This window comes from Brucella sp. IR068 (assembly GCF_049065885.1).
Taxonomy (GTDB): Bacteria; Pseudomonadota; Alphaproteobacteria; order Rhizobiales; family Rhizobiaceae; genus Brucella; species Brucella intermedia.
In genome coordinates this window covers 19,298-32,515 of sequence record NZ_JBAKHE010000005.1, presented here as the reverse complement: position 1 = coordinate 32,515, position 13,218 = coordinate 19,298, and the positions used below count along the sequence as shown (strand labels likewise).

Sequence of the window (13,218 nt, the reverse complement as noted above, 5' to 3'; positions counted from 1 at the left end):
CGCTCTGGAGACGCGCCGGCAGGGTGCACTCGGGTCGAACCATGCTCTAGTGACCCGAATGGTCTTCGTCCTTCTGGCCGCTTTTCGCGGTGACGGGGAAGTCGATCGTCACCTTGCCGGCCTTTTCGAATTCCAGCGTGACGGAAACAGTCTCGCCTTCCTTGTAGGGCTTCTCCGGCTGGATGAACATGAGGTGGTAACCGCCGGATTTCAGCTCGACCTTCCCGCCTGCCGGAATCTCCAGGCCGCCTTCAAGCTGGCGCATCTTCATCACGTCGTTCTGCATCGACATTTCGTGGATTTCGACGCGCTTGACGTCTTTGGTGGTCACCGAAACCAGCTTGTCGGCCTCCTTGCCGTCATTGGCGATGGTGAGAAAACCGCCAGCAACCTTGGCGCCGGGAACCATGGCCCGCACCGAGGGAGCCGTGATTTCCAGTTCACCGAGCCTGGTCGGGGCCGCCGCCTGCATGGAGGCATGGTCCATCTTGCCCATCTGGCCATGATCGCCGTGACCGCCGCCATGTTCGCCGTGTCCGTCATCGGCACCGACGACCTTCACCAGAAGCTGCGGCGCGGGATGTTCGAGATCGTGCGGGTTCTGGCCTTCCTTGGGAATTTCCGTCCAGGCAACCGATGCGGCGCTTCCGCAAAGCTGCGTCACGGGGAAGGAGAGGGTGGTGTCCTTGTCGAACTTGGCAAGCTGGCCGACGACGGTGAATTCGTCATAGAAATCGCCCGGCAGGCTGCCATCGGTGAAACGCACTTCGCGAATGCCGGAGGTCACGTCCTTGCCATGCACCTTGTAGCTCCGGGCATAGTCGCCCTTGGCGGTCTCGATCTTCCAGCCGGCCTTGGCCTGCGGCTGGGCGGAAACGAAGCCCTCGGGAAGCTCGATCTTCACTTCGGTCGTGGCCATGCCGTCGCAGCCATGCGGCACGCGGAAGGTCGCCTTGTAGAAGCTGCCGGCCTTGGCTTCGCCCTGGTCGAGCGAGGAATGGGCCTGTGCCAGACCTGCGGAAGCGCACAGCGCGGCAAGCGAGATTGCGGAGGCGAAAAGACGATGGTTCTTCATTGTTTCAAACCTGAATAATCATTGGTAGGCACGCCGAAACGGGGTTCGGGCGCGTTCAATTCCGAATGCGGGGGCATTCATTCAAAAGATCATATTCAGGCGAGAGGCGGCGCTTGCGGCGGTGCCGATGGCGGGTAGGTGCTGTGCCGCAGGATGGGCTGCGGCGGCACGATGCCGTCGGCCATGGCGATGTGCGGGGCGGCACCGGTGGAACCGGCTGGCGCGGGGCACAGGAAGGCGGAGGAAATCCGGCAGGCTTCGCAACCATTGTTGCTGAAGTGCTTGTCATGGCCCTTCTGGTCCGGATCGGAGCCATGATCGCCGATGCAGAGCACCGGATAGCTGCCATCCGGCAACTGGTATTGGGCCAGCAGGTAGCTGTCGGGCGCATTGAGGTCGACGGGCTTGTGCGCAAAGGCGACGAACATCAGGGCGAATACGCTGAGTATGCGTATCGCCAGAGACATCCGATATTGGCCGATGCTCGTCTTCAACTCAAAGCTTCTCCATGCAAGCCGAGATTACGTATCCCATGCAGCCCGTCTTTGCCAAGCATCAAACAGAAACGGCGCGAATTGGTCGCGCCAGCGGTTTTCTCCAGACTTGCCTTAAAATTATCCCGCAGGCGGGCAGGTACTATAAGATGGCCTCTGATCCTTGCTGTTTCTGTCAGGATCAATTAGGCTCACTTTTGGGGTAGAACAGGCGGGGGATACGAAAAGATTGCATAAATTTCACATTTGAAGAATTGAATTGCCGATGGCGGGGGCATAATTGGTAGTGATGATAAAGAAACGCAAAGGGACTAATCCGATGTTCTCGAAATCCTTCAAAGAAGGGTTCGCGTCCGGTTTTGGAGCGCCCTTCTCCTTCTTTGCAAAAACACGAATAGAGCGTCCACGCCAGTATAGCGTCAATGTTTACAAGGCTTGGGCGGATGCAGGGATGTTTCTTTCGCGAGCCACTGAAAAACAGGGCTCTCTAATTGAATCCGAAACCAGAAAAGCAAGAACAAAAAGGCGTGGCCACAAAAGCGCCGCCTGAAATAACGACGCTCGCGGAAGAAATTTCAAGGCAGATCGGTCCGCTTCTGCCACAGCAACAACGAGAGGCTGTTCTGACCAGAATAGTCTCCGTCATGTCCAACGAGCAGTTTTCAGGTCCAATCGCCCACCCGAAGCATCTTCGCGAATATGAAGATATTGTACCGGGTTCGGCTGAACGCATAATAAGCATGGCCGAAAAAGCGCAGGACCATAACCGGCGGATGGAAGAAAAGATCGTCGATCATCAAATAAACGATGCGCGGCGCGGGATGAATTATGGTTTTGCCGGGCTTGTACTTCTCGTCCTGCTGGCTTTTATTGCTGGTATGTTTCACAATAATCTGCTGGCGACGTTGCTGCTGAGCACGGCTGCTTTCGGCGCTGTCGCTCACTTCATCAATGGGCGCTTGACCAACGGCAAAGCTGAAATCCCAGAAAAGAACTGAGTATTTCCGGAAAGCAAGAAGCGCGACCGGGGCCGTTTACGAGTTGTCGCCGAACTCTTTATCCGGCGACAACTTATGGCTGGCGGCTAGAATGTTAACGCACCGCGCCCCTGACAGAGAGTAAGTGGCCTTGTGTTCGACAGTTCCGGGCCGTCCTTTAGAGCGCGTTTCGATCCGATTGGATCAGATCGCCCGCTTCTTCATCTGTTCGGCAATATAATCCGCCTGACGGATGGCGAGCGCCACGATGGTCAGGGTCGGATTTTCCGCCCCGCCGGTGGTGAACTGGCTACCGTCGGAAACGAACAGGTTCTTGATGTCATGCGTCTGCCCGTGCTTGTTCACCACGCCATCCTGCGGCTTTTCGCTCATCCGGTTGGTGCCCAGGTTATGCGTTGACGGATAGGGCGGCGTCGGGAAGGTGCGGATCGCGCCGACGGCCTCGTAAAGCGCCTTGCCCTGCGCATAGGCATGGTTGCGCATGGCAATGTCGTTGGGATGGTCGTCATAATAGACATCGGGAACCGGCAGGCCGTGTTCGTCCTTCACATCCTTGCTGAGCGTGATGCGGTTTTTCTCCTGCGGCATGTCTTCGCCGACGATCCACAGGCCCGCCATGTTGACATAATCGTCAAGCGCCGAGGTGAAGCCGCGTCCCCAGCCGCCCGGATTGAGGAAGGCCGCCATGAAGGGCAGGCCGAGCGAGATGGTTTCCATCTCATAGCCGCCGACGAAACCGCGTTTCGGATTATGCGCGGCCTCGTCGCGGATGATGCCCGCCATGGTCGTGCCGCGATACATGTGCACCGGCTTTTCGAATGAGGCATAGACCGAGCCGGTGGTGTGGCGCATGTAGTTGCGCCCTACCTGTCCCGAGGAATTGGCAAGGCCGTCCGGGAATTTCGACGAGGCCGAGTTCAGCAGGAGGCGCGGGCTTTCGATCGAATTGCCGGCCACGCAGACGACGCGCGCTTTCTGGAAATGCTGCTTGCCGTCCTTGTCGGCATAGAGCACGCCCGTCACCTTGCCAGCCGCATTGTGCTCGATCTTGAGCGCCGTGCATTCCGGGCGAACTTCCAGCCTGCCGGTTTCCTCGCCCTTCGGGATTTCCGTATAGAGCGTCGACCATTTCGCGCCCCATTTGCAGCCCTGGAAGCAGAAGCCGGTCTGCTGGCAGCCCATGCGGTCGTCGCGTGGGGCGGAGTTGATCGCCATGCGGCCCGTATGGCATTCCTTGTAGCCGAGCTTGTCGGCGCCCGCCTTCAGAACCTTGAAATTATTGTTGCCCGGCAGACCCTCGATCCCGTTGGTGCGGGTGACGCCCATCTTGTCCTCGGCCTTGACGTAATAGGGTTCCAGTTCGGCGAGCGTTATCGGCCAGTCAAGCAGGTTCGCCCCTTCGACCTTGCCGTAATGGGTAAGCGTCTGGAACTCGTAATCCTGAAAGCGCAGCGATGCGCCCGCCCAGTGCGTGGTGGTGCCGCCGACGGCCTTCACGATCCATGCGGGCAGGTTCGGGAAATCGTGCGACACGCGCCAGCTGCCCGATGTGGTGCGCTTGTCGAGCCAGGCGAGCTGGTCGAAACTGTCCCATTCGTCATTGATGAAGTCTTCGAATTCGTGGCGTTTTCCCGCTTCCAGAATGACGACGTCGATGCCTTTCTGGGCCAGTTCGTTGCCGAGCGTGCCGCCGCCTGCGCCCGAGCCGATGATGACGACGACCTTATCGTTCTTGAGATCATATGGAGCAGCCATTGTTTCCTCCCAATGCTCTCCCGTTTCCGCAGGCAAGGCGCTTGCAGGACGGGGATGCCGCTTTGAAATTGGTGTGTTCCGGCGCCAGGGCGCTTACAGCCATTCGATATCGTCGAAGCCGCGCTGGATGTAGCCGCCCTTGGAATAGGCCTCGCCCTCGTAGCCGAAGAGCGGCCAGATTTCCTTCTGGTTATAGAGGCCGGTCACAAGCCCGCTGCGCACCTTCTGGAAGAAGGGGCTTTTCTCGATATCGCGCAGGATCGCGACGCGCTCCTCCTCCCAGCCCAGACCGAGATAGCCTCCGGCTCCGGCCCGCTTGTCCAGATCGGCGACACCGTCCTCGATCAGCTTCTTCAGCGTCTCGTCCTTGGCGGAATCCGCGTCATAGGGCTTGACGGCGATGGCGTAGAAACGGTCGGGCAGCTTGTCGTGCGGGTAGATGTCGCGCGCGAGCTGGATCAGGGTCGCCATGGTTTCGGGCTTGAGCGTGGCGGTCTCGAGCGCCCATGCGAATTGCGGGCAGATAACGGCGTTGCCGCTGATGACCAGCATGGCCCCGAGGCTGAGGCCCGCGCCGCGCTTGAGAATGTCGCGGCGCGACAGCGTCTTTTTCTCCCGGGTGGAAAGACCGTCGAAAACGGTTGTCATTCGGTTCTCCTCCATTGCTTGCCCGTCCGGAATGGGCGGGCTGGCTGTGCGTTCCCGGAGATTTCCACCACCGGGAGCGCTGGCATTCGCATCCTTCAGGGCCGCTCCTCCCGGCCATGAAGGATGATGGGGCGGGCCTACTGGTAACGGCCCCCGCGTTGCAGAACTTCGATCTTGTAGCCGTCCGGGTCTTCCGCGAAGAAGAAGCGGGCAAGCTGCACGCCATTGTTCTTGAAATCGACGAGCTTGCCGACCTTGAAGCCAAGTTCGCTGAAGCGGGCATGTTCGGCATCGACATCATCGACCACGACGGCAAGATGGCCGTAGCCGTCGCCCAGGTTGTAAGGCTCGGTGCGGCCCTTGTTGACCGTCAGTTCGACTTCGAAATCGGCTTCGGCATTGCGCAGATAGATCAGCGTGAAGGTTTCGAAATCGATGCGCTCGGCAATATCGAGGCCAAAAGCCTGTTTGTAGAAGGAAACGGATTTTTCCTCGTCGAGAACACGGATCATCGAATGAATGGCTTTGGCCACATGCTACTCCTGTTTCTTTCGCCGCTTCGTCAAATGCGGCTTGCGATTGTCTTGCTGGTTGTCGATTATGGAAGAAAAAACCACGGCGTGGTGGCAATCGGCTACCACAGCCAGTTTCGTGCTCTTAATGAATGGAGGAACCCATGTGCAAGGTTTTCGCCGAGCAGGACCCGGAAGGCTACCGGCAGATCAACCGCTCCGTGCGCATAGGCGGCCATTCCACCAGCATTCAGCTGGAGGCCACCTTCTGGCGCCTGCTGGACGAGATCGCGGCCAGCCAGAACCTGACCACGCCCCGCTTCATATCGACGCTTTACGATGAAGCGCTGGAGGCCAATGGCGCGATCCCCAACTTCGCCTCCATGCTGCGCACGACCTGCGCGCTTTATCTCATGGGCCACCGTCCCGAGGCGGCCGTTTGTGAGGAAGCGGCCTGAATGAATATTGGCCTCTTGGTGAAATGGGAATAGGGGAGTAGGGGAGTATGGGAACAGGCAGTAAGGCAATATGTTCTCAAACATACTCCCTTACTCCCCTATTCCCTTACTGCCTTCGTTAAAGGAATCGAAATGGCAAGCGTAACACGCGAACAGGTTCAGGAGCGGCTGCGGGCCGTGACGGGACCGGATTTCGAAAGCGATGTCGTGTCGCTCGGTCTGGTGTCGGATATCTTTATTGCCGACGGCAAGGTCTTCTTCTCCATCACGGTTCCTGCCGAGCGCGCCGACGCGCTGGAGCCGATGCGGCTTGCCGCCGAGAAGGCGGTGAAGGAAATTCCGGGCGTCACCGGCGCGCTGGTCACGCTCACCGCCGAAAAGAAGGGCGGACGCACCAGCGACGACGCGCCCCCGCCACCAAAACCCCAAGCTAGACCAGCAGCCGCACCGGCGCAGCACCGCCATCCCGCGCCGCCGCAGCGCGCGGCAACGAAGCCGGGCATTCCGGGCGTCGGCGCGATCATCGCGGTTGCATCGGGTAAGGGAGGCGTCGGCAAGTCCACCACGGCGGTCAATCTGGCGCTTGGCCTTGCCGCCAACGGGCTTAAGGTCGGCATTCTCGACGCCGATATTTACGGGCCGTCCATGCCGCGCCTGCTCGGCCTTTCCGGCCGCCCGGAAACGGTGGAGGGCCGCATCCTGAAGCCGATGGAAAATTACGGCATCAAGGTCATGTCCATGGGCTTTATGGTCGACGAGGAAACGCCGATGATCTGGCGTGGCCCGATGGTCATGTCGGCGCTGACGCAGATGCTGCGCGAAGTGGCCTGGGGCGAGCTTGATGTGCTGGTGGTCGACATGCCGCCCGGCACCGGCGACGCGCAGCTCACCATGGCGCAGCAGGTGCCGCTTGCGGGTGCCGTGGTTGTTTCGACGCCGCAGGACCTGGCGCTGATCGATGCGCGCAAGGGGCTGAACATGTTCCGCAAGGTGGATGTCCCGCTTCTGGGTATCGTCGAAAACATGAGCTACTTCATCGCGCCGGACACCGGCGCGCGCTACGATATTTTCGGCAATGGCGGCGCGCGCAGGGAGGCCGAACGTCTCGACGTGCCGTTCCTCGGCGAAGTGCCGCTGCATATGGATGTGCGGGCCTATTCGGACGCCGGAACGCCGATCACGGTCAAGGAGCCGGAGAGCGAACACGCGAAAATCTACCGCGATATCGCGGCCAAAGTCTGGGACAACATGAAGGGCGGCAAGGGGGCTGGGAAGCCAGCGCCGGCGATTGTGTTTGATTAAGGGGTTAAGGCAGTAGGGCAGTAAGGCAGTATGTTAAGGGAATAGGGGAGTAAGGGAGTAGGGGAATATGTTTGGTTGCGGACGACCGCAACGCACATATCCTTCTCTGCCCTACTGCCCTACTGCCCTACTGCCCTACTGCCCTACTGCCCTACTGCCCTACTGCCCTACTGCCCTATTCCCCTAATCATGTAACCACCGACGGCTCCGCCCGTCCGCTGCGCTTCTTCACTTCCGCGATCTGTTCTGCCGCTTCGATGTAGGGAGCCAGCGTTTCCTGCGTGTCGAGATTGTGCCGGGCGGTGTCGGCCTCATAGCGCTCGACATAGATGCGGATGGTGGCGCCCGACGTGCCGGTGCCGGACAGGCGCAGCACCACGCGGCCGCCTTCCGGGAAATAGATGCGGATGCCCTGATGTTCGCTGATCGAGCCATCGACCGGATCGCGATAGGCGAAGTCGTCGGCCTTCTCGATCGTGAGGCCGTTGACCGTCGTGCCGGGCAGGGAGGCAAGCTTGCCGCGCAGGTCGGCCACCAACTGTCTCGCGATGTCGGAATCGACCGCTTCATAGTCGTGGCGGGTGTAATAGTTGCGTCCGAAACGCGCCCAGTGCTCCTCGACGATTTCCTTCACGCTCTGCTTGCGCACCGCCAGAATATTGAGCCACAGCAGAACCGCCCACAGGCCGTCCTTCTCGCGCACATGGTCGGAGCCGGTGCCGGAGCTTTCCTCGCCGCAGATCGTCACCTTGCCGTTGTCGAGCAGATTGCCGAAGAACTTCCAGCCGGTCGGCGTTTCAAACATGCCGAGCCCGAGCTTTTCCGCCACGCGGTCGGCGGCGGCGCTGGTCGGCATGGACCGGGCAATGCCCTTGATGCCGTCCTTGTAGCCGGGCGCCAGATGCGCATTGGCGGCGAGCATGGCAAGCGAATCAGACGGGGTGACGAAGATGCCGCGCCCGATAATGAGATTGCGGTCGCCGTCGCCATCGGAAGCCGCGCCGAAATCCGGCGCATGATCGGACATCAGAAGATCGTAGAGATCCTTGGCGTAGACGAGATTCGGGTCCGGATGATGCCCGCCGAAATCCGGCAGCGGCACGAAATTGACGACGCTGCCCTTTGGTGCGCCAAGGCGCTTCTCGAAGATTTCCGTGGCGTAGGGGCCGGTCACCGCGTGCATTGCGTCGAACTTCATGCGGAATCCGCCCTTGATCATGGCGCGGATGGCGTCGAAGTCGAACAGGCTCTCCATCAGTTCGGCATAATCGGTAACGGGATCGAAGATGACGACCTCGGTGTCGCCGATCCGTGTGGTGCCGATCGTGTCGATATCGACATCGGCCACATCGGCGATCCTGTACTGGTCGATCACCTTGGAGCGGGCGAAGATCGCCTCGGTAATCTTTTCCGGCGCAGGCCCGCCATTGCCGATATTGTACTTGATGCCGAAATCTTCATTCGGCCCGCCGGGATTGTGGCTGGCCGAAAGGACCATGCCGCCGAAAGCCTTGTATTTGCGGATCATGTTGGAGGCGGCCGGCGTCGAAAGAATGCCGCCCTGACCCACCATGATGCGGCCAAAACCGTTGGCGGCGGCAATCTTGATCAGCTTCTGGATCACTTCGCGATTGTAATAGCGACCGTCGCCGCCGACCACGAGCGTCTTGCCGGTAAAACCTTCCAGCACATCGAAGACCGACTGGATGAAGTTTTCAGCGTAGTTCTGCTGCTGGAACACCGGAACCTTCTTGCGCAGGCCCGAAGTGCCCGGCTGCTGGTCCTGGTAGGGGGTGGTCGCGATTGTCGTTACGGTCATGTTTTTCCCGGTTGATTCAATCAGTTGGTACGATACACCTTGTCGGCATTTGCGGTCATTGCAAGACAACATAGATCAAACTTATTGATTGAAAATAACAAAGCGTGTGTTTGTCGCTGGCCATGCTACAAATTCCGTCATGACGGACAATGCTCGCCCCATCGCTGGCCCGCGCGATCAGATGCGCCTGAAACGCGACGATGCCACCGGCCTCGAAGCCGTGGCGGCGCGCTTTCACAGCCACGCCTATGACATGCATTTTCACGACGAATGGCTTGTCGGGGTGACACATGCGGGCGTTCAGGATTTTTTCTGCCGGGGCAGGCGGCGGCAAAGCACGCCGGGGCGGGTGATTCTCATCGAGCCGGGCGAACGCCACGACGGGCAGGCGGTGGCGGCGGACGGCTTTGCCTATAATATGCTCTATATGCCGCAGGCGCTGATCCGCGATGCCATGGGCGGCAATGATGCGCATATCGGCTTTCGCCAGACGCTGGCCGATGACAAGGAACTCTTCCATGCGGTCGCCCGCGCCTGCGAGGCAATCTTTCTGGAAGCGCCGCGCCTGATGATCGAGGATTGCCGCGACCGGGTGACGAACCATCTTTTCCGGCATCTTTCCCAGCATATGGGCCACGACGCGGCTGAAAAAGCGGCGGCTCCGCATCCGGTCGCAGCCCGCACGATGGATTATCTGCGCGCGCGCTTTGATGAGGAATTCGGCCTTGATGAACTGGCGGAAGCGGTGGGAGCCGCCGACCGTTTCCAGCTTTCACGCGGGTTCCGGCGCGCCTACGGTACCTCGCCGCATGCCTGTCTGGTGCAGTTGCGCCTTGCCGAAGCCCGCCGCCTGCTGCGTGAAAAAGTGCCGCCGGCGGAGGCCGCAGCACTCAGCGGCTTTGCCGACCAGAGCCATATGGGGCGATGGTTCCGTCGCGCCTATGGCATGACGCCTGCCGCCTATCGCCGGGGGCGCACAAACGTTCCAGAAATTGCAGCCGCAAAGGGCTAGTTCTTTCCTCGAACAGAGGAAGACCCGATGATTTTTGAAACCAAAGTAGCCATTCTTGTCCTGCACGATCTGCCCGTCTGGCAGAAGTTGAACGTAACCGCCTTCATCGCGACCGGCATATCCGGCGCGGTTCCGCAGGCAATGGGCGACCCTTATGAGGATGCGGCAGGCCGCAGGCATACGCCTCTGCTCGGCCAGCCGATGCTGATCTTCTCGGCAACGCCGGACGTGCTGCAACGGGCATGGCAGCAATCGATCCAGCGCGATCTCGTCCGTGCGCCCTATGTGCGCGCCATGTTCGAGACCGGGCACGACGTCGCCAACCGTGCTGTGTTCAAGGCCGAAAATGCCGATGCCCCCGATCTGGTCGGCCTTGCGCTTTATGGTCCAAAGAAGGATATCGACAAGGCGATCAAGGGAGCTAGCTTGCATCCTTGAACAGCACGCTCTGGTCGAACAGGTAGCGGTTGGAAAGCGGCAGGCTTGCCGCGCCCATCGCCTTGGCATGGACGCCAACCTTGCCCTCGATGATCTCCGGCGCCCGCAGGCCCTGCAAATCGAGGCATGAAAGCTCGATGCGGGTCGCTTCCACGATGCGGTGGCGCACATTGCCCGGCAGCCAGCCATCGATGACGGCGGCGGGAAAGTCGATGACGGAGGCGGCGGCCACTGCCGCATGCGCCAGCCCGCGTGCGGCAAGCGCCACCCATTCGTCGAGCGGCGTACCGAAATTGCGCCAGTTTTCCGGCGAAAGCCACAGATCGTCGGAGGGCAGGTGCCGCTCCTGCAACATGCGTTCGAGGACGAACAGCGAGGCCGTGTCGATAAGCTGCAAGGTCTCGCCGCGTTCCCACGTGCCGCGCATGCGCATCGGCATGGAGCCGAGCGCGCCCGCATTGCCGGTGCGCCCGGGATAGAGCGTGTTGTTCAGCACCACGCCGCCGCCGATGAACGACCCGATGAAGAAATAGACGAAATCGGTGAATTCTGGTCCGCGGCCAAAAGTCAGTTCCGCGCCGCAGGCCGCCGTTCCGTCATTCTGGATGAAGACTGGAAACGAGAAAGCATGGGCGAAATCGCTGACCAGATCGGCGCCAAGCCATGCATCAAGATCTTCGGCTGGCGCACCCACTTCCTCGACCCAGTTCCAGAGTTCAAAGGGCAGGGCAATGCCAAGCCCGGCGATGCGGTCGCGCCTGGCCGGTTCGAGCGCGGCTGTGAAGGCGTTGACGCTGTCGATGGTGAAGCTGCGGATTTCGTCCGGCACCGGCCAGCGATAGGTGATGTGCCGCCGCTCGCGAATCGCGCCCAGAAAATCCATCAGGATGATTTCCGCGCTGCGCCGCCCGATCTTGAGGCCGAAGGAGAAAACCCCGTCGGCGGCAAGGCGCATCGGCATGGAAGGCTGGCCGACACGGCCGCGCACCCGTTCGCCCTGCGTGATGAGGCCGTCCTTTTCCAGCGCGCGGATGATGACGGAAACCGTCTGCGCCGAAAGCCCGGTCAGGCGGGCAATGTCGGCGCGGGCAAGCGCGCCGTGCCTGCGCACCAGCGCCAGAACCAGCCGCTCATTATAGGCGCGCACGCCGATCTGGTTTGAACCGCGATTGACGTTCGCGCCGGGCCCGGCGAATTGCTGCATGGCGGGACCCGGAGTTCCTGAAAGCGTTCGCGAAATTATGCCGGAAGGCGTTGCGGGAACGCTTTCGGCTGATCCGCTGTCCGGCTCGCGTTCAACTTTATGCCTGACCATAGCCTCTCCCAGATTCCGGCCCATGGGATGCAATCGGAATGCGGCCATGGCGTGCGGGAATTCCTAAACCAAACATCGAAGGAGAAAAACCCCTGACGTGCGGGACATCAAATAAAACAATCGCTTAAGATAGGCGCGGATGAAGCTGACAGCCTGTCGCCCGCTCGTTTCGCGCTTTCTCCTCCGTCAATCAGAGTGACACAGCACATTAATAAATCAAGTGGATTTATTAATTGACTCTGTTTTAAAGCCGTGTTTTGCTTCTCCGGTGCCGGGAAGAGGAACCGGCTTCAATCTGGGAGGAGTCCATGAAGAAGACAGTTCTGTCGGCAGCCTTTGCTGCCTTCGCGCTTGGCGCTGCCGCCATTCCATTGAGTTCGGCCAACGCCGCCGATGCCGGCGCGTGCCTCATCACCAAGACCGACACCAACCCGTTCTTCGTCAAGATGAAGGAAGGCGCGGTCGCCAAGGCCAAGGAGCTTGGCGTCAATCTCAAGACCTATGCGGGCAAGATCGACGGCGATTCCGAAAGCCAGGTCGCGGCCATCGAAACCTGCATCGCCGATGGCGCCAAGGGCATTCTGATCACCGCTTCCGACACCAAGGGCATCGTGCCGTCGCTGCAGAAGGCGCGCGAGGCGGGCATGCTCATCATCGCGCTCGATACGCCGCTTGAGCCCGCCGACGCGGCGGATGCAACCTTCGCCACCGACAACTTCCTCGCCGGTGAGCTGGTCGGCAAATGGGCGGCGGCGACGCTTGGCGACAAGGCCAAGGACGCGCATGTGGCCTTCCTCAACCTCACCGCATCGCAGCCGAGCGTCGACGTGCTGCGCGATCAGGGCTTTGCCACCGGTTTCGGCATCGATCCGAAGGACAAGACCAAGCTCGGCGACGAGGACGATCCGCGCATTGCCGGTCGCGACCTGACCGACGGCAACGAGGAAGGCGGACGCCGCGCGATGGAGAACCTTCTCCAGAAGGACCCGAACATCAATGTCGTCCACACCATCAACGAACCTGCCGCCGCCGGTGCCTATGAGGCGCTGAAGGCCGTCGGGCGCGAAAAGGACGTGCTGATCGTCTCCATCGATGGCGGCTGCCCCGGTGTGAAGAATGTCGAGGCTGGCGTGATCGGCGCGACCTCGCAGCAATATCCGCTGCAGATGGCGGCGCTCGGCATCGAAGCGATCAAGAAGTTTGCCGATACGGGCGAAAAGCCGAAGCCGACCGAAGGCAAGGATTTTGTCGATACGGGCGTGTCGCTCGTCACCGACAAGCCGGTCGACGGCGTTCCGTCGATCGATACCAAGACCGCGCTCGGCAAGTGCTGGGGCTGACAGGCTCTTTGGGTTCTGGTTCGGCGGATCGGAAGGTCTGCCGGGCCAGGGT

At 60.5% G+C, this 13,218-nt stretch carries 13 protein-coding genes; 6 read left to right on the top strand and 7 right to left on the bottom strand.

Features of this window, described 5'->3' with window-relative positions; all coding sequences use genetic code 11:
- Positions 1-46 precede the first annotated feature (46 nt).
- Together ACOWVS_RS09885 and ACOWVS_RS09880 are read right to left on the bottom strand one after the other, a co-directional pair.
- The gene (locus tag ACOWVS_RS09885) at positions 47-1,075 is read right to left on the bottom strand and encodes a DUF1775 domain-containing protein (protein ID WP_021587701.1); all 1,029 of its coding nucleotides are present in this window, start codon (positions 1,073-1,075) and stop codon (positions 47-49) included.
- Positions 1,076-1,170: 95 nt separating this feature from the next.
- Positions 1,171-1,569 (bottom strand): hypothetical protein, encoded by a 399-nt coding sequence (locus ACOWVS_RS09880; protein ID WP_021587702.1) that lies wholly within the window; start codon positions 1,567-1,569, stop codon positions 1,171-1,173.
- 491 nt (positions 1,570-2,060) lie between these two features.
- Between ACOWVS_RS09880 and ACOWVS_RS09875 the strand changes: the two genes are divergently transcribed.
- Positions 2,061-2,567, top strand: coding sequence for a DUF2335 domain-containing protein (locus ACOWVS_RS09875; protein ID WP_021587703.1), 507 nt, complete (start codon positions 2,061-2,063; stop codon positions 2,565-2,567).
- Between the two features lie 183 nt (positions 2,568-2,750).
- Here ACOWVS_RS09875 and ACOWVS_RS09870 read toward each other — a convergent pair whose 3' ends face one another.
- The 3 genes from ACOWVS_RS09870 to ACOWVS_RS09860 all read right to left on the bottom strand — a co-directional run bounded on the left by ACOWVS_RS09870 (position 2,751) and on the right by ACOWVS_RS09860 (position 5,503).
- Positions 2,751-4,322 (bottom strand): GMC family oxidoreductase, encoded by a 1,572-nt coding sequence (locus ACOWVS_RS09870; RefSeq protein ID WP_006471204.1) that lies wholly within the window; start codon positions 4,320-4,322, stop codon positions 2,751-2,753.
- Positions 4,323-4,415: 93 nt separating this feature from the next.
- Positions 4,416-4,970: a twin-arginine translocation pathway signal gene (locus ACOWVS_RS09865; protein ID WP_021587704.1), complete on the bottom strand. Its 555-nt coding sequence runs from the start codon at positions 4,968-4,970 to the stop codon at positions 4,416-4,418.
- Positions 4,971-5,107: 137 nt separating this feature from the next.
- Positions 5,108-5,503: a VOC family protein gene (locus ACOWVS_RS09860; RefSeq protein ID WP_021587705.1), complete on the bottom strand. Its 396-nt coding sequence runs from the start codon at positions 5,501-5,503 to the stop codon at positions 5,108-5,110.
- A gap of 143 nt (positions 5,504-5,646) precedes the next feature.
- On the opposite strand from ACOWVS_RS09860, the gene ACOWVS_RS09855 reads away from it, so the two are divergent.
- On the top strand, positions 5,647-5,940 hold the full coding sequence (locus ACOWVS_RS09855; RefSeq protein ID WP_006471202.1) for a ribbon-helix-helix domain-containing protein: 294 nt from the start codon (positions 5,647-5,649) through the stop codon (positions 5,938-5,940).
- 132 nt (positions 5,941-6,072) lie between these two features.
- A complete protein-coding gene (gene apbC, locus ACOWVS_RS09850) occupies positions 6,073-7,242 on the top strand; it encodes an iron-sulfur cluster carrier protein ApbC (RefSeq protein WP_006465780.1) in 1,170 nt (389 codons plus the stop codon).
- 187 nt (positions 7,243-7,429) lie between these two features.
- On the opposite strand, the gene ACOWVS_RS09845 is transcribed toward apbC, so the two are convergent.
- Entirely contained in the window at positions 7,430-9,061 is a 1,632-nt protein-coding gene (locus ACOWVS_RS09845; protein ID WP_021587706.1) for an alpha-D-glucose phosphate-specific phosphoglucomutase, read from the bottom strand.
- Positions 9,062-9,200: 139 nt separating this feature from the next.
- Between ACOWVS_RS09845 and ACOWVS_RS09840 the strand changes: the two genes are divergently transcribed.
- Both ACOWVS_RS09840 and ACOWVS_RS09835 read left to right on the top strand, forming a co-directional pair.
- Positions 9,201-10,073, top strand: a complete 873-nt coding sequence (locus ACOWVS_RS09840; protein ID WP_031347177.1) for an AraC family transcriptional regulator — start codon at positions 9,201-9,203, stop codon at positions 10,071-10,073.
- A gap of 27 nt (positions 10,074-10,100) precedes the next feature.
- Positions 10,101-10,511 carry a DUF2000 domain-containing protein gene (locus ACOWVS_RS09835; RefSeq protein ID WP_021587708.1) on the top strand — a complete coding sequence of 137 codons (411 nt, stop codon included), beginning with the start codon at positions 10,101-10,103 and terminating at the stop codon, positions 10,509-10,511.
- Here the strand turns inward: ACOWVS_RS09835 and ACOWVS_RS09830 are convergent.
- Positions 10,495-11,826 carry an ROK family transcriptional regulator gene (locus tag ACOWVS_RS09830; protein ID WP_021587709.1) on the bottom strand — a complete coding sequence of 444 codons (1,332 nt, stop codon included), beginning with the start codon at positions 11,824-11,826 and terminating at the stop codon, positions 10,495-10,497. The genes ACOWVS_RS09835 and ACOWVS_RS09830 overlap by 17 nt on opposite strands.
- A gap of 308 nt (positions 11,827-12,134) precedes the next feature.
- Between ACOWVS_RS09830 and ACOWVS_RS09825 the strand changes: the two genes are divergently transcribed.
- Positions 12,135-13,166 (top strand): sugar ABC transporter substrate-binding protein, encoded by a 1,032-nt coding sequence (locus ACOWVS_RS09825; RefSeq protein ID WP_021587710.1) that lies wholly within the window; start codon positions 12,135-12,137, stop codon positions 13,164-13,166.
- Positions 13,167-13,218: the final 52 nt, after the last annotated feature.